Raw genomic sequence first — 15,154 nt, 5'->3', positions numbered from 1 at the left:
AAGCGCCCCCTTGCCGGGGCGTTTTCTTTTTTGAAGCAGGAGAGACGCACATGAGCGTATCCATGACATTGCGGCGCTTTGCGCCAGAGGACGCCCCGCAGGAGCCGGGGGACGAGGCCGCCGAGTTTGCTCTTGGCCTCAAGGGCATCACCCTTCTCGAAGGGCCGGAGGTGCTGCACTTCTTCGACGATTGGCACGTGGTGCATTATCTGTCGACCGGGACAGACTGGGATCGGACGCTGCCCGGCGGTTTCCTGATCGGCGGCGACCTCTGGCATGAGATCCACCCGGAGGAAGACCCACCCCGGCTGCTCTCTGCGGAGGCGGTAAAGGCGGCGCAGGCGCATCTCGCCGCCCTGCCCCATACGGTGCTTGATGCGCGTCTGGCGGCGTTGCACGGGGATGTGGAGATCTACCACAAGCCTGCCACCGAGGCCGAAGACGGGCTGGTGCGCGGGGCCTTCGGCACGATCCGCGATTTCATCACCGCAGCGGCAGAGGCGGATCAGGCGGTCCTGATGACCATGACCTGAGCCATGCGCCGGCGCGGGTGACGATTCTTGCACCGCCTTTTTCGGTGTTTGCCTGCCTTTGCCTGCGCAAGACGCCCCCAAGGCATTGGCAGCCAAAGACGCGCACAGCCGGTAAAGCCTGTGGATTTGAGGACACTTTGTCGAAAAGTTTCAGTGCCGATTAACCAGACAGCAGAACATTTGATGTACCGTCCAAAATATGGGCGGTTTGAAAATCATATTTCTGAGCCTCATGCTCAGCTGCGGCACGGGCTTGAATGCCATGCCCAACGATGTGCGCGATCAGGCGCAGCGCTTTGCCTCTTGCCTCGGGCGCTATTCCGCCACGATGGAACATGAATGGCTGTTGGGCCGCGATGGTGCCGACGCGCTGGCGCGGCGGCAGATGTTCGAGGCCCTGCTGGAGGCTGTGGCGCCAGACGCGAAGCAGGCCGGTCTGAGCAGCGCGCAGGTTCTTCATATCCGGATCGAGGCCAAATTCGCGCAGGCGCGGTTGCTGTCTCTGGCCAGTTTTGCCACCGACCGGCGACAGGCGCGTCATGCGCAGGCCAGCGCCCAGCGGCTGATGACCTCCTGCCGGATGCTGGTTCTGAGCTGACACGGGCGCGGTGTAGGCCGGGCTTTGCCGATCCGGACGCGCGGCGGTTTCGTGCCCGCGCGCCGCGTGCTACCCTGCTTTCAAGGCCCGCGACGCGACGGGCTTCCCTGAGCAGGACACCAGACCGATGATGACACAGATCCCCCGCGTGGTTACCGCCACGCTTCTCTGCCTGACACCGTTCACGCAGGCCGCTGCGGCCGAAGGCAGCGCGCTGAGCCCGGCGGAGTTTCAGACGCGCATCGACGAAACCGTGGAACCGGCGGGCAAGGCCAAGGCACCGGTGGCCTGTGCCGGGCTGGTGGCGGCACTGCGCATCGCCGCACCCGACGGCAGCAACGCCAAAACCACCTTCTCGGAACTGGAAGAGGAGATGGTGTTCTATGCCATGATGACCCGCCGCAAGGCCGCCGATGAAGACCAGGAGACAGCGCTGGCCTTCACCGTGCCCTTCGTGAAGGCAGTCAGCGCGGTGTATCTTGAGCGGTTTCAGCACAATCAGGCCAGCCGTGGCGAGCTTCTCGATGAGGCGGTCCGGGCGAATTTCGCCTTCTGCAGCGACATGCGCGACGAGATGAAGGCCGCACTGGAACGCAGCTGACGCAGCTGCCGCCGAACCCGGATTGAGGGCGCGCGACGGGTAAAACGCCGCCCTGAGCCGGGTCGGTGCCGGGCGGGCAAGCCCCTGCCCCGATTGCCCCAAGCGACCGCGCGAGAGGTTTGCGCGCGTTTTTCATACCGCGCCCCCTTGCCAATTGCCTGAACTCGGGAGAAATGTGGCGTATGGCTCAGCAATCCGACAACCCCGCAGATCCCTTCAAGAAGGCCCTCGCAGAGGCCACCAAGGTCATGGCCGACGATCCGGACCTGACCGTTTCCTACAGCGTTGATCCCGCGGGGATGTCCGGCGATGCGATGCGCCTGCCGCAGGTGTCGCGGCGGATGACGCGCGCGGAGGTTCTGATGGCACGGGGCACGGCGGATGCGCTTGCCCTGCACCGCCGCTATCACGACAATGGAACCCATGCGCGTTATGCCCCGCCGGGCGATATGGCGCGCGAATTGTACGAAGCGATGGAAACCGCGCGCTGCGAGGCGATGGGCGCCCGCGACATGCCGGGCACCGCCGGGAACATCGACGCCAAGATCGGCGCCGAGGCGGTCAAACGCGGCTACGGCCAGATCAAGGAAGCCTCCGAGGCGCCCATGCCGGTTGCCGCCGGATACCTGATCCGCCATCTGGCCACGGGTCGCGCGCTGCCGCCCGAGGCGGCGAACGTCATGAACCTCTGGCGCGGCTTCATGGAAAAGCAGGCGAGCGGGACGCTTGAAAACCTCGATGCGGTGCTCAGCGACCAATCCGCCTTTGCCAAGCTTGCGCGGCAGATGATTTCCGATCTCGGCTATGGCGATCAGCTGGGCGATGACCCGGATCAACTGGACGACGAGGCCGAAGACGACGGGCAGGAAGACGGCCAGGACGACGAGCAGCAGCCGGATTCCAACGGCAACGACGAGGACGAGGGCGAAGAGGCCGATGCCTCGCCGGAGCAGTCGCAGGAAGAAACCATGGACCCGAGCCAGGCTCAGGTGTCGATGGACGAGGCTGCGGATCAGGAGCTTGGCGACGAGACGGAAATGCCGGAGGGCGAAGCGCCGCTGGACCCGCCGCCGCCTGCCGCCTTCTCCGATGCCGATCCGGATTACCGGGTGTATTCGACGGATCACGACGAAGAAATCCTCGCCGAAGAGTTGGCGGAAGCGGCGGAGCTGGAGCGGCTTCGCGCCTATCTCGATCAGCAGCTGGAGCCGCTGAAGGGCGCGGTCAGCCGCCTTGCCAACAAGCTGCAGCGACGCCTGCAGGCGCAGCAGAACCGCAGCTGGGAATTCGACCGGGAGGAAGGCATTCTCGATGCCGGACGTCTGGCGCGGGTGGTGGCCAACCCGACCACGCCGCTGAGCTTCAAGGTCGAGAAGGACATGGAATTCCGCGACACGGTGGTGACGCTGCTGCTGGACAATTCCGGCTCCATGCGCGGGCGGCCGATTTCCATCGCGGCGATCTGTGCGGATGTTCTGGCGCGGACGCTGGAGCGCTGTAACGTGAAGGTCGAGATCCTCGGCTTTACCACCCGCGCGTGGAAAGGCGGTCAGGCGCGCGAGGCCTGGCTGAACGCGGGCCGCGAGCAGCAGCCGGGGCGTCTGAACGATCTGCGGCACATCATTTACAAGGGGGCGGATGCACCCTGGCGGCGCACACGCGACAACCTTGGCCTGATGATGAAAGAGGGCCTGCTGAAAGAAAACATCGACGGTGAGGCGCTGGAATGGGCGCACCGGCGGATGGTGGTGCGTCCCGAGGCGCGCAAGATCCTGATGGTGATTTCCGATGGCGCGCCGGTGGATGACAGCACGCTGTCGGTGAACCCGGCAAATTACCTTGAAAAGCACCTGCGCGACGTGATCGCCATGGTCGAAAAGCGGCGGCAGGTCGAACTTCTGGCCATCGGTATCGGCCACGATGTGACGCGGTATTATGACCGCGCGGTGACGATCACCGATGTAGAGCAGCTGGCGGGCGCGATGACCGAGCAGCTTGCCTCGCTGTTCGACAGCGATCCGCGCGCCCGCGCCCGGGTCATGGGCATCAAACGCAGCGCCTGATCGCAGGGGGGGGTGTCTGGCTTTGGCAAGCCGGCCCGCGCCCTGTCGGGTGTGGTGTTATCGTGTCGGCGGCCCTGCCCCCCGCCCCGAGGTCTCTCGGGACCGAAGACATGAACACGCCCGCCGCGCGCGGAGTGATCAGGGCCGTCTCTGCGGCTGGTGTCTGCGCCACGAATGACTAAGATCGCGCTGAATTTTGCAGGAGAGCGCCATGTTCCAGACTTTCACCGAAACCGCCTCCCCCGACACCGGCCCGGCGCGTCTGACGGCGCTGCGCGCGGCGATGGCCGAGGCTGGCGTCGACGGGTTCCTGGTGCCGAGAGCCGATGCTTTTCAGGGCGAATACGTCGCCCCCGCCGATGAGCGGCTGTCCTGGCTAACCGGGTTTACCGGCTCCGCAGGCTGGGCCGTCGCACTGGCCGAGCGCGCGGCGGTCTTCGTGGACGGGCGTTACCGCGTGCAGGTCAAGGCGCAGGTGGCGGAGGTGTTCGAAAAGGTCGACTGGCCGGAGACCAGCCTTGCGGACTGGATCGGCAAAGCCCTGCCAAAGGGCGTCATCGGCTTTGATCCATGGCTTTTGACCGTGGATCAGATGCGCGCGCTGGAGACGGCGGGTGTGGCGCTTGAGCGCTGCGCAAACCTCGTCGATGTGGTCTGGACCGACCGCCCCGCCCCGCCCATGGGGGCCGTGTTCGCGCAGCCGGTGAGCCTGTCCGGCGAGCCGCATGAGGCCAAGATCGCGCGTCTGGCCGCGTCGCTCGGCAAGGCCGCAGCCGCGGTGATCACCCTGCCCGACAGCATCGCCTGGCTTTTGAACATTCGCGGCAGTGACATTCCGCGCAACCCCGTCCCGCATGGATTTGCCCTGCTGCATGCCGATGAAACCGTGACGCTGTTCATGGCCGAGGCCAAGCTGACCGATGTGCGCGATCATCTCGGCGCGGCGGTCACGGTGCGGCCGGTCGACGCCTTCGAAGACGCCTTGCACGGCCTCGGCGGCCCGGTGCAGATCGATCCGGCCACCTGCCCGGTCGCGGTGCTCGACGCGCTCGACGGTCGCGAGGTCGTCGAGGGGGCTGATCCGTGCATCCTGCCCAAGGCGCGCAAGAACGCCGTCGAGCTGGAGGGCAGCCGCGCGGCGCATCTGCGCGATGCGGCGGCGATGGTGCGCTTTCTGGCCTGGCTCGACCGCGAGGCGCCGGGCGATCTGACCGAGATTTCCGTGGTTCAGCGGCTCGAAGAAGAGCGCCGCGCCACCAACGCCCTGCGCGACATCAGCTTCGAGACAATCAGCGGCTCCGGCCCGCATGGCGCCATCGTGCATTACCGGGTGACGGAAGGCACGGACCGCCCCCTGCAGGCGGGCGAACTGCTGCTGGTGGACAGTGGCGGGCAGTATGTGGATGGCACCACCGACATCACGCGGACCGTGGCCATCGGCACCGTCGGCGACGAGGAACGGCAGAACTTCACCCGTGTTCTCAAAGGCATGATTGCCATTTCCACGCTGCGCTTTCCGAAGGGGCTGACCGGGCAGGACATTGATCCGTTTGCGCGGCACGCGCTCTGGCAGGCCGGGCTGGACTATGGTCATGGCACCGGCCATGGCGTTGGCTCCTATCTTTGCGTGCACGAAGGGCCCGCGCGGATCAGCCGGGCAGGCACCGTGCCGTTCGAGCCGGGCATGATCCTGTCGAACGAGCCGGGTTTCTACCGCGAAGGCGCCTATGGCATCCGTATCGAGAACCTGATAGCGGTAGAGGAGGCCCCGGCTCATCCCGGCCAGACGATCCCGCAGCAATACCGATTTGAAACCCTGACCTGGGTGCCGATTGACCGGCGGTTGATCGTGGCGGAAATGCTGACCGAGGACGAGCGGGACTGGGTCAACGCCTACCACGCGCAGGTCGAGACGCGGGTGCGCCCGCTGGTCGATGATGTCGCAGGGGGGTGGTTGTCAGAGGCCTGTCAGAGTATTTGACACTATACCGTTACAACTTCGGTGTCTTTGGAGCAGAATATCGCGCAATAAAATAATCCAGACGACCGAGTGGAGGACAGACATGAGCCAGGGGGACACCACCATGAGCAAGATCACGATCACACCGGCCGAGGGGACATGGGTTGTGCGCGCCGGCGGCGCGGTCATCGGCGAAAGCACCCGCGCCTTGGAACTGACCGAGGGCGACATGCCCTACGTCATCTACTTTCCGCGCGCCGACATCGCCATGGCGTTTCTGGACGCCACGGATCACAAGACCACCTGCCCGTTCAAGGGCGAAGCGTCCTATTATTCGATCATGTCGAAGTCAAAGACCTATGAGAACGCCGTCTGGTCCTACGAGTCTCCGAACGACGCGGTCGCGGCGATCAAGGATCACCTCGCGTTCTACGCCCAGGAGGGCGTGACCGTAGAGCAGGTCTGAGCACCACAGAAACCCGGATTTGCGCAACACGGGCGGGCGGCAACGTCTGCCCGTTTGCTTTTCGCTGTGCGTGGCGCTCCGCCGCGATCTTGCGTCTGCGCGCCGCACGACGTCCCTGACCTGCCCTGTCGGGGTCACGCAGCGGATGAAACACGACCGGCCAGATCGGCCTCCGCCCGGGATGTGCAAAGCGCCCCGTCGGCCGAGGCCAACGCGGCGGGCAGTCAGCCCTCTGCGCGGTCCGGATAGATGAAGCCGTTGACCGGATAGGTCTTGCCATAGGCGCCGGGCGTGGACATCACGCGCACGTGGCTCCAATCGTTGTTGTCGGATACGTCGATCACCGACATGCCAAGCGAGACCTTGTTGCGCGACCAGTTCGCATGGTCGATCAGCACTTCGCGGTCCGAAATCACCTTCGACACCACGGCCACGTGACCAAGCGACATCCCCTTGGTCGAGCGGAAGGACATCACCGCCCCGGCCAGCGGCCGCGTGCTGCGCTCGTACAGACCTTTGGCCGAGGCCCACCAGGTGTGCGCGTCGCCGCGGATCTGAACGCCGGAGGCATTGCGGGCGAACGGCACGCACCACACCCGGCGGCCGGCGTTTTGCAGGGTTTCGACTTCGCGCAGGGCCATCGCCCGCTTGTCGAGATCGACGCCCTCCGGGATGCCCATGACGATATCGGCCTTGTGCCGTGTGGGCTTCGAACAGGCGGCTGTCAAAGCCAGCCCCACTACCAAAAAACCAAGTCCAACGGTTTTGCAAAGGGTCCGGGAGGGAGAAGTCGAGGTCATCACGCGCCTGTCACGTTGTGTAACTTAACCTCGTGTTTACCGTGATTTTGGCCATTTCAAAGCCTGTCGAGACGCACTCGGCAAATTTTCGCCCGTTTCGTGCAGGAGTTGTGCAGAGCCCCCTCTGCGGCCGCACGCGCAAGGCCGCGCCTCAGGAATGCTCTTCCGCTGCAGTCGCGGCCAGCGCACGATTGTAGGCCTTGAGCGCATCCACATGGAACAGCGCCCCCTGCAGCACCGGCGATCCGTCCGCCTCCAGCGTCACCACCGGCAGGAAGGCCACGCCGCTCTTGTCAAAGCGCGGCAGCGCAGTCTCCAGCGTGGCAGAGCCCAGCAGGTAAAGCCCCTGCTCGATCATGTCGTGGCACACCTGTTCGTCCGCCGCCCGCGCGTCGTCCGGTTTGCGCATCACGCCTTGCACCCGAAACATCGCCAGCAGGTAAGCCTGCGGCCCGGCGGCAAGGTGCACGTTGCGCCGCTCCAGTTGGCTGAGAAAGAAAGAGCGATCCACAAGGCGGCTGGCCAAGGCGGTGGACATGGAGACGCAGACCATCACCGCAAGGCCGGTCTGCCAGTCGCCGGTCAGTTCAAAGACGATCAGCGTGGTCGAGATCGGCGCCCCGAGCACCGCCGCCGCCACCGCCCCCATCCCGGCCAGCGCATAAAGCGTGAAGGCCGAGGACGCCTCGGGAAAGAGGCCCGTGGCGATATGGGCAAAGACCAGCCCGGTCAGCGCGCCGATCATCAGCGACGGCGAAAAGATACCGCCGCCCATGCGCCCCGCCATGGTGATCGCTACTGCCGTCACCTTGACCACCGCAAAGACAAACGCCTCGTGCAGCAACAACCCGCCAGAGAGCGCGCGGCTCGTGGTTTCATACCCGACGCCGATGATGTGCGGGAACTGGATGGCGATGGCCCCCAGCAACAACCCCGCCACCGCCGGGCGCAGCCAGCGCGGCAGGCCCATACGGTCCTGCAGCGCAGTCTCCAGATCATCGGCAAAGAAGATCGCCCGCATGGTGATCACAGCCACCAACCCGCAGATCAGCCCAAGCAGGAAGAACGCCGGCAATTCGAGGTAGAACTCCACCGTCGTGGTCCCCGGCAGGACAAATTCCGTGACATCGCCATAAAACAGCCGGTTGATCACCGTGCCCGCGGCGCTCGCCACCACGATCGGCGCAAAGGCATGCAGCGCAAAGTGGCGCAAGACCACCTCAAGCGCAAAGAGCGCCCCGGCGATGGGGGCATTGAAGCTGGCCGAGACCGCCGCCGCCACCGCGCAGCCCAGCAGGTCGCGTCCGGTAATGCCATCCACCCGCAGCGCGTTGGCAATCCAGCTGGCAAAGATCGCGGCAATGTGCACCACCGGCCCCTCCCGCCCCGTGCTGCCGCCGGTCGAGAGCGTGACAAGCGAGCACAGCGCCGAGGCCACACCCGCCTTGCGCTCGACCCGGCCATCGCCGAGCGCCGCGCCCTCGATGACATCCGCGACCGAGCGCACCCGGCCATCGGAGGTGAAGTTCTGCAGGATGATCCCCACGATGATACCGCCAAAAACCGGAATGAGCAGAACCCAGATCCACGGCAGCGTCTGTGCAAAACTGTGCAACGTGTTGACGTCGCGGGTGCCATAAACCAGCGCCTGCAAGGCCTCGATGCACCAGCGAAACAGAATGGCTGCGAAACCGGAGGCCACCCCGAGCGCCAGTGCAATCAGCCAGAACTGGAACTGTGACGGGCCCTTGTGGCGCAGCATATCCCAACCGCGCGAAAAAGATAGCGCACCGAGATCGGCCTGCTTTCGGACAAAGCTCCACAATTCCACGTCCCCTTATACCGCGACTTCCCCCTGCCGCTTCTCGCCGTTAGAGTGTGTTAACACATTGCGGAGAGATTCATGCAGATTACGGCGGCGTTGGAAGACCTTGCCCAAGTCCTAGGCGAACGCCTGAGCCGTTCCAAGTCCGATCTGGCACAGCACGGGCATTCGGAAAGCTATTTCCCGGAGACCCTGCCCGATGCGGTCGTCTGGCCCGAATCGGAGGCCGACGTGCGCCGGATTGTGCAGATTTGCGCGGCCCATGACGTGCCGGTCGTGGGCTGGGGCGCGGGAACATCGCTTGAGGGGCACGGGCTTGCCGTGCGGGGCGGCATCGTGGTGGACTTTTCCCGGATGAACCGGGTTCTCGAAGTGCGCCCCGCCGATATGGATGTGACCGTGCAGCCCGGCGTCACACGCGAGGCGCTGAACGAAGAACTGCGGGCCACGGGCCTGTTCTTTCCGGTCGATCCCGGCGCTAATGCCTCGCTCGGCGGCATGGCCATGACACGGGCCTCCGGCACCACGACGGTGCGCTATGGCTCCATGCGCGACAACGTGCTGGGAGTGCGGGCCGTGCTGGCGGACGGACGGGTGATCCACACCGGCACACGGGCGCGCAAATCGGCGGCAGGTTATGACCTGACCGCGCTTTTTGTCGGCTCCGAGGGCACGCTCGGCCTCGTGACCGAACTCACCCTGCGGCTGCACGGGGTGCCGGAAGCAACCAGCGCCGGCATCTGCGCCTTCCCGGATATGAAGAGCGCGGTGCAGGCCGTGCAGGAGACGATCCAGATGGGCATCCCCATGGCCCGCATCGAATTCGCCTGCGCCGACACCGCCCGCGCCTTCAACGACTACGCCGGAACAGACATGGCCGAAGCGCCGCATCTGATGGTGGAATTCCACGGCTCACCGGAAAGCGTGGCGCAGGACGCCGAACGCTTTGCCGAAATCGTCGCGGACCACGACGGCTCCCGCTTCGAATGGTCCACCCGCGAGGAAGAGCGCCGGGCGCTCTGGGCCATGCGGCACAATGGCTACTACGCCATTCTCGCCTCGAAAAAGGGCGCGCGGGCAGTCGTGACCGACATCTGCGTGCCGATCTCGCGGCTGGCCCAGGCGGTGGAAGAGACGCAAATGGACATCGCCGCCTCACCGCTCTCCGGACCGATCCTCGGCCATGTGGGCGATGGCAACTTCCATGCCATCCTGCTGGTCGACCCCGACCAGCCGGACCAACTCGACGCGGCCAAGGCGCTGTCGCATCGGATGGGCGAGCGGGCGCTGATGCTTGGCGGCACCTGCACCGGCGAGCATGGCATCGGCATGGGCAAGACCGGCCTGATGGCGGCAGAACACGGCGACGGCTGGGACGTGATGGGCGACATCAAGCGGGCGCTGGACCCGAAGGGACTCATGAATCCCGGAAAACTGGTGCGGGACATCTGATTGCCAATGGGTTTCGCCGCGCTTGCGCGCGGCGACCGGATGCGTTTTCTGCGAAAACGCATCAAAGGGGGCGCTGCCCCCTTCTGCCTCCGGCATTCATCCCCCGAGGTATTTCAGGACCAAAGACGCAACCCCTTCTTAACCAAACTCTGGCACGATCGGCGATGCGGGACAGGCTGAGGAGCCGATGGCCGTGACCGAAGACACCCCCTGTCCGCGTGGCAGGGGGGACCGGCCGGTTCAAGACATCTCAGGTCGCGGCGGTCAGCCGGCGCTGATTTTTTCGTCTCGGCCAGCATCCGGACCAATTCGGTCAGATTCGCGGAGCGGAAACGCGTCGGCGGATAGGCGGCGCAGATGCTCCCATCCGGCAAGGTCCAGTCGGGCAGCCCCCCTTCTGTCTCCCCGCCGCGATCTCATCCAGCACATGAAATTCCCGCAGAACCGAGAGCCCCGCATCGGGCTTGATCGCCTTCAACAGAGCAAAGGCACTGTCGCGCATCAGATCGTTTTTGAGCCGCCCCTTTGCCCTCTGCCTTTCCGCATTGGTGAAGGGCCAGGACAGTGGCTGTGGCAAGGCAAAGTTGCCAACAAACGCGGCCCGCTTGGCCAGATCTCCGGAATGACCCAGAGCGCAAAGCGTATCGACATAGGCAGCCCTTCCCAGCAGTCTCTGACGGAACCCGCCGATTTTGCGTGCCTGAAGGCTCAAGTCGTCGAGCCAGCCGACGCAAATGGCCAGATCGAGATTCTCGGTGATCAGATCGCTGATCCGGTCCCCAGTTTCAGCATCGCGGAGCAGCTCGGAGAGGCGCGGCGAAAGGCCGTCACGACCGGCGTCAGCATCGCGACGCCGTAATCAGGCGGCACCGTGGCCCGCAGCGTGCCCGTGGGTCTGTCCGTCGAGTGCGACAGCCTGTCGAACGCGTCCTCCGCCTCCTTCACAATATGATTGCAACGGCGGAAGAAATCGCGCCCGAGCTCTGTCGGGCTGACACTGCGGGTGGCGCGCAGGAGCCAGCTTGCCTTCGCCTCCTGTTCCATCCTGGTTATCTGCAGGCTCACCACGGCGCTGGGGATGCCCAGCCGCTCGGCGGCATGGGCGAACGAGACGGTTTCCACCACGGCGGCAAAACAGGCGAGACGGTTGAGGTCGGGGCCTTTGGTCCTGCACGTCAAAAGCAAACATTATGTCAAAATCGTCCGCCTTTTCATCCGCCACAGCCCGTGCCAAATACGGGCCAAGGAGACAGGACATGACACACACGGTGACCCTTCGTTACATCTTCGACCCGCTTTGCGGCTGGTGCTATGGTGCCTCGGAGACCATCGCGGCGCTGTCGGCCCACCCGCAGGTGGAGGTGATACCGATGCCCTGCGGCTTGTTTTCCGGTAGGGGGGCGCGGTCCATGGACGGCTTCGCCGCGCATGCCTGGCAGGCCGATCAGCGGATCGCCGGGATGACCGGCCGCACCTTCAGCGAAGCCTATCGCCGCGACGTGCTCGGCGCCAAAGGCGGGAAGCTCGATTCCAGCGTCGCGACCCTGGCCCTGACCGCCGTGGCCGAGGATGCGCCAGAGCGCGAAATCGAGATGCTCAAGGTCCTTCAGGAAGCGCGCTACGTCGGCGGAAAAGACGTGACATCCCGGAGTGTTGTGGCAGCCTTGCTCACGGATTGCGGTCTGCCGGACAGCGCGGCACGGGTGACCTCCCCGGACAGGCCGCTGCTGCAGTCCGTTCAAACCCGCATCGCCGCATCGCAAAGCCTGATGGCCGAATTTGGCCTTAACGGTGTGCCCGCCGTGCTCATCGGCAGCCGTGCGAGCCGCCCGCTGGACTCCGGTGTACTCTACGCAGGCACCGCCAAAACACTGGCCGCGCTCGGGCTCGCCTGATCTGATGACAATCTCAAACGGTCCAAACTGCCCGTTGGGATATCTTCAAACCAGTCTCGCAGCGTGCGGGCGGGCGCTTGCCATCGGCGCAAAGGTCGCCACAGGTCAGGTGAAATGGGGCTGAGACCGGCCCCACTGGGCGATCCTTGACATGCGGACACCGGTAAGAGAGCGGTCAGGATTGCCTGACCTTTTTCCCCCGCCGCACGCCCTCTCAGGCCGTGTCGCAAACCCGGCCCGTAAGGTCCCCACCTGCGGTCAGCCGTCCAACAAGGCCCGCGCCGCCGCGCGCGCTTCCTTCGTGACGGTATCGCCGGAGAGCATCCGAGCGATTTCGCCCTCGCGATCCGCGTCGCTCAGCGGCGTTACCGTCGAGGAGGTCACCTCATCCACCACACGCTTCTCCACGCGCCAGTGGTGCCCGCCAAGCGCCGCGACCTGCGGGCTGTGCGTGACGACAAGCACCTGACCGCCGTCGGCCAAAGCCTTCAAACGCCGCCCGACCGCATCCGCCGTCGCCCCGCCGACACCGCGGTCGATCTCGTCGAAGATCATCGTCGCACCGCCGCCCTGCTCTTCGGACAGGCAGACCTTCAGCGCCAGAAGGAAGCGTGACAGCTCGCCGCCGGAGGCGATCTTGTTCAGCGGACCGGCGGGCGCGCCGGGGTTGGTAGCCACGGTGAATTGCACAGCATCGCGCCCCTCCGGACCGGCGGGCGCCTCGGCCACCTGCGTGGTGAACACCGCGCGTTCCATCTTGAGCGGGGCCAGCTCGTCCGAAACCGCCTTGTCGAGCCGCACCGCCGCAGTGCGCCGGGCTTGAGTCAATGCCGCCGCCGCCGCGTCATAATCCTTGTCCGCCGCGCGCACCGCCGCGTCGAGATCGGCAATCCGTGCCTCCCCGGCGTCGAGCGCCTCCAAACGCGCCGAGAGCGTCTCGGTCAGCCCCGGCAAGGCATCCGGCATCACCTGATGTTTGCGCGCCAGACCGCGAATGGCGAAAAGCCGCTCCTCGCAGTCCTCCAGCTCCGCCGGATTGAACTCCAGCGCATCGAGACAATCGGCCACGCCGCGCGCCGCCTCGTCCAGCTCGGCCATGGCCCGGGTCAGCGCGCCAATCGGCGCATCAAGACGGCCCTCGGCCTTCTCCGACGCCCCCTCAAGCCAGCGCAGCGCCCCGGACATCGCCCCTTCCGCGCCATCATAACCAAGAGCATTGGACGCCTGTGCAATATCTTCGCGGATCTTTTCCGCCGATTGCATCGTGCGCCGCTTCGCGTCCAGATCCGCCTCCTCGCCGGGCTGCGGATCGAGCCGGGTCAGCTCCTCCACCGCATGGCGCAGGAAATCCTCTTCGGCCTGCACCTCCGCCAGCGCCGCCTTGGCCTGCTCCAACGTCTTGCGCGCCTCGGACCGGGCCCGCCACGCGCTGCGCACCGGCGCCTGCACCGCTCCGAGATCGGCATACTCATCCAGAATGGCACGATGCCCCTTTGGATCGAGCAAGCCGCGATCGTCATGCTGCCCATGCAGTTCGACAAGCGTTTCCGACAGCCGCCGCAGCACCTCGCCCGAAACCCGCCGGTCGTTGATCCAGCCGGTCTTGCGCCCGTCGGCGGTGTTCACCCGGCGCAGGATCAACTCGTCAGAGACCGGAAGCCCCGCCTCTTCGAGAACCGCCCGCCCGGCGTGTCCCTCCGGCAGATCGAAAACCGCCGTCACCTCACCCTGCGCCGCGCCGCTGCGGACCAATTCGGCCCGCCCGCGCCATCCCAGCACAAAGCCAAGCGAATCCAGAAGGATGGATTTGCCCGCACCGGTTTCCCCGGTCAGCACGTTGAGACCCGGCTGGAACCCGAGGTCCAGCCGCTCGATGATCAACATGTCGCGAATTTCAAGTGCCCGAAGCATGATTCAGCCCGTAAGGTGCGTCTGTGAACGCACCTACAACCACTCGCCCTTGATCATCTGGCGATAGACTTTCGACAACCAGCTGTCGCCGAACATCTTCATCTCCAGCCCCTGCCCGGTCAGCAGCTTGTAGCTGTCCTCGTACCATTCGCTGGACTGGTAGTTGTAGCCGAGGATCGCCCCCGCCGTCTGCGCCTCTTCGACAAGGCCAAGCGACAGATACGCCTCGACCAGACGATGCAGCGCCTCGGGCGTGTGTGTCGTGGTCTGGAAATCCTCCACCACCACACGGAATCGATTGATCGCCGCGCCGAAATGATCGCGCTTGAGATAGTAGCGCCCGATTTCCATCTCCTTGCCGGCGAGATGATCAAAGGCAAGATCGAATTTCAGGATGGCGGAGCGGGCATATTCGCTGTCCGGATAGCGCTCGATGACCGTGCGCAAGGCCTGCAACGCCTGGAAGGTCAGCCCCTGATCGCGGCCCACTTCCTCGATCTGGTCATAATACGACAGCGCCAGCAGATACTGCGCATAGGCCGCATCATCATCGGCGGGATAAAAGTCGATGAACCGCTGTGCGGCGGCGCGACTGTTCTCGTAATCCTCATCGGAATGATAGGCAAAGGCCTGCATGATCAACGCACGCTTGGCCCATTCCGAATAGGGATAAAGCCGTTCGACTTCGGAGAAGAACAGCGCCGCTTCCTCGTTGTCCTTGACGGAGATCTCGTATTCGCCGCGTTCATAAATCTGCTTGGCGGTATAGCCTTCGAGCGACCCGCCCCCCGGGGCGGTGCCCTTGCTGCTCAATTGGCCGCACCCGGCCATGGCCAGCCCCGCCACCCCAAGGATCACAATCGTCCGTGCCCTGCTCGCTGCCGTCATGCTTGACCGTCTCCCGAACCCAACCGAGGCCGCCCGTCGCCGAGCCACCTTTTGCATCGGCTTAGCACAGAAAATTCCGGGGCAAAATGTCTTAAGCGCGTTTTGTGGCAGGGAGTTGCCACCGCGTGTTCGCCTTGCACGAATGCGCCCTGCCCTGCACCC

13 protein-coding genes are annotated in these 15,154 nt (G+C 65.1%); 8 read left to right on the top strand and 5 right to left on the bottom strand.

What is annotated here, in order from left to right; all coding sequences use genetic code 11:
• Positions 1-50: 50 nt before the first annotated feature.
• The 6 genes from ACN2XU_RS07985 to ACN2XU_RS07960 all read left to right on the top strand — a co-directional run bounded on the left by ACN2XU_RS07985 (position 51) and on the right by ACN2XU_RS07960 (position 6,221).
• The gene (locus ACN2XU_RS07985; RefSeq protein WP_419409893.1) at positions 51-533 is read left to right on the top strand and encodes a DUF1877 family protein; all 483 of its coding nucleotides are present in this window, start codon (positions 51-53) and stop codon (positions 531-533) included.
• A gap of 208 nt (positions 534-741) precedes the next feature.
• Positions 742-1,131 carry a hypothetical protein gene (locus ACN2XU_RS07980; protein ID WP_419409892.1) on the top strand — a complete coding sequence of 130 codons (390 nt, stop codon included), beginning with the start codon at positions 742-744 and terminating at the stop codon, positions 1,129-1,131.
• A 127-nt stretch (positions 1,132-1,258) separates the two neighbouring features.
• Entirely contained in the window at positions 1,259-1,732 is a 474-nt protein-coding gene (locus ACN2XU_RS07975; protein WP_419409891.1) for a hypothetical protein, read from the top strand.
• A gap of 182 nt (positions 1,733-1,914) precedes the next feature.
• Entirely contained in the window at positions 1,915-3,795 is a 1,881-nt protein-coding gene (gene cobT, locus ACN2XU_RS07970; protein WP_419409890.1) for a cobaltochelatase subunit CobT, read from the top strand.
• Positions 3,796-4,006: 211 nt separating this feature from the next.
• A complete protein-coding gene (locus tag ACN2XU_RS07965) occupies positions 4,007-5,776 on the top strand; it encodes an aminopeptidase P family protein (RefSeq protein WP_419409889.1) in 1,770 nt (589 codons plus the stop codon).
• A 103-nt stretch (positions 5,777-5,879) separates the two neighbouring features.
• Entirely contained in the window at positions 5,880-6,221 is a 342-nt protein-coding gene (locus ACN2XU_RS07960; protein WP_419409994.1) for a DUF427 domain-containing protein, read from the top strand.
• Between the two features lie 224 nt (positions 6,222-6,445).
• Here ACN2XU_RS07960 and ACN2XU_RS07955 read toward each other — a convergent pair whose 3' ends face one another.
• Both ACN2XU_RS07955 and ACN2XU_RS07950 read right to left on the bottom strand, forming a co-directional pair.
• Positions 6,446-6,949, bottom strand: coding sequence for a CHAP domain-containing protein (locus ACN2XU_RS07955; protein WP_419409888.1), 504 nt, complete (start codon positions 6,947-6,949; stop codon positions 6,446-6,448).
• Positions 6,950-7,172: 223 nt separating this feature from the next.
• Positions 7,173-8,783: a chloride channel protein gene (locus tag ACN2XU_RS07950; RefSeq protein ID WP_419409887.1), complete on the bottom strand. Its 1,611-nt coding sequence runs from the start codon at positions 8,781-8,783 to the stop codon at positions 7,173-7,175.
• A 141-nt stretch (positions 8,784-8,924) separates the two neighbouring features.
• On the opposite strand from ACN2XU_RS07950, the gene ACN2XU_RS07945 reads away from it, so the two are divergent.
• Entirely contained in the window at positions 8,925-10,298 is a 1,374-nt protein-coding gene (locus ACN2XU_RS07945) for an FAD-binding oxidoreductase (RefSeq protein WP_419409886.1), read from the top strand.
• A 759-nt stretch (positions 10,299-11,057) separates the two neighbouring features.
• On the opposite strand, the gene ACN2XU_RS07940 is transcribed toward ACN2XU_RS07945, so the two are convergent.
• On the bottom strand, positions 11,058-11,483 hold the full coding sequence (locus ACN2XU_RS07940; protein WP_419409885.1) for a LysR family transcriptional regulator: 426 nt from the start codon (positions 11,481-11,483) through the stop codon (positions 11,058-11,060).
• A 71-nt stretch (positions 11,484-11,554) separates the two neighbouring features.
• Here ACN2XU_RS07940 and ACN2XU_RS07935 point away from each other — a divergent pair, with 71 nt between their 5' ends.
• Positions 11,555-12,193 (top strand): DsbA family protein, encoded by a 639-nt coding sequence (locus ACN2XU_RS07935; protein WP_419409884.1) that lies wholly within the window; start codon positions 11,555-11,557, stop codon positions 12,191-12,193.
• A 258-nt stretch (positions 12,194-12,451) separates the two neighbouring features.
• Here the strand turns inward: ACN2XU_RS07935 and recN are convergent, their stop codons facing one another.
• Together recN and ACN2XU_RS07925 are read right to left on the bottom strand one after the other, a co-directional pair.
• Positions 12,452-14,104, bottom strand: a complete 1,653-nt coding sequence (gene recN, locus ACN2XU_RS07930) for a DNA repair protein RecN (protein WP_419409883.1) — start codon at positions 14,102-14,104, stop codon at positions 12,452-12,454.
• 33 nt (positions 14,105-14,137) lie between these two features.
• Positions 14,138-14,992: an outer membrane protein assembly factor BamD gene (locus tag ACN2XU_RS07925; protein ID WP_419409882.1), complete on the bottom strand. Its 855-nt coding sequence runs from the start codon at positions 14,990-14,992 to the stop codon at positions 14,138-14,140.
• Positions 14,993-15,154: the final 162 nt, after the last annotated feature.

This window comes from Pacificoceanicola niger (genome assembly GCF_048553275.1).
In the GTDB taxonomy this organism is placed as follows: Bacteria; Pseudomonadota; Alphaproteobacteria; order Rhodobacterales; family Rhodobacteraceae; genus Pacificoceanicola.
Note: the sequence above shows the minus strand (reverse complement) of the source record. Positions and strands in the feature narration are given on the sequence as shown.

Excerpts from the sequence above, each read along its gene's own strand:
- cobT (WP_419409890.1), top strand. The coding sequence starts at position 1,915 with ATGGCTCAGCAATCCGACAACCCCGCAGATCCCTTCAAGAAGGCCCTC.
- ACN2XU_RS07945 (WP_419409886.1), top strand. The coding sequence starts at position 8,925 with ATGCAGATTACGGCGGCGTTGGAAGACCTTGCCCAAGTCCTAGGCGAA.
- ACN2XU_RS07985 (WP_419409893.1), top strand. The coding sequence starts at position 51 with ATGAGCGTATCCATGACATTGCGGCGCTTTGCGCCAGAGGACGCCCCG.
- ACN2XU_RS07975 (WP_419409891.1), top strand. The coding sequence starts at position 1,259 with ATGATGACACAGATCCCCCGCGTGGTTACCGCCACGCTTCTCTGCCTG.
- ACN2XU_RS07965 (WP_419409889.1), top strand. The coding sequence starts at position 4,007 with ATGTTCCAGACTTTCACCGAAACCGCCTCCCCCGACACCGGCCCGGCG.
- ACN2XU_RS07925 (WP_419409882.1), bottom strand. The coding sequence starts at position 14,992 with ATGACGGCAGCGAGCAGGGCACGGACGATTGTGATCCTTGGGGTGGCG.
- ACN2XU_RS07950 (WP_419409887.1), bottom strand. The coding sequence starts at position 8,783 with ATGCTGCGCCACAAGGGCCCGTCACAGTTCCAGTTCTGGCTGATTGCA.
- ACN2XU_RS07960 (WP_419409994.1), top strand. The coding sequence starts at position 5,880 with ATGAGCAAGATCACGATCACACCGGCCGAGGGGACATGGGTTGTGCGC.
- recN (WP_419409883.1), bottom strand. The coding sequence starts at position 14,104 with ATGCTTCGGGCACTTGAAATTCGCGACATGTTGATCATCGAGCGGCTG.
- ACN2XU_RS07935 (WP_419409884.1), top strand. The coding sequence starts at position 11,555 with ATGACACACACGGTGACCCTTCGTTACATCTTCGACCCGCTTTGCGGC.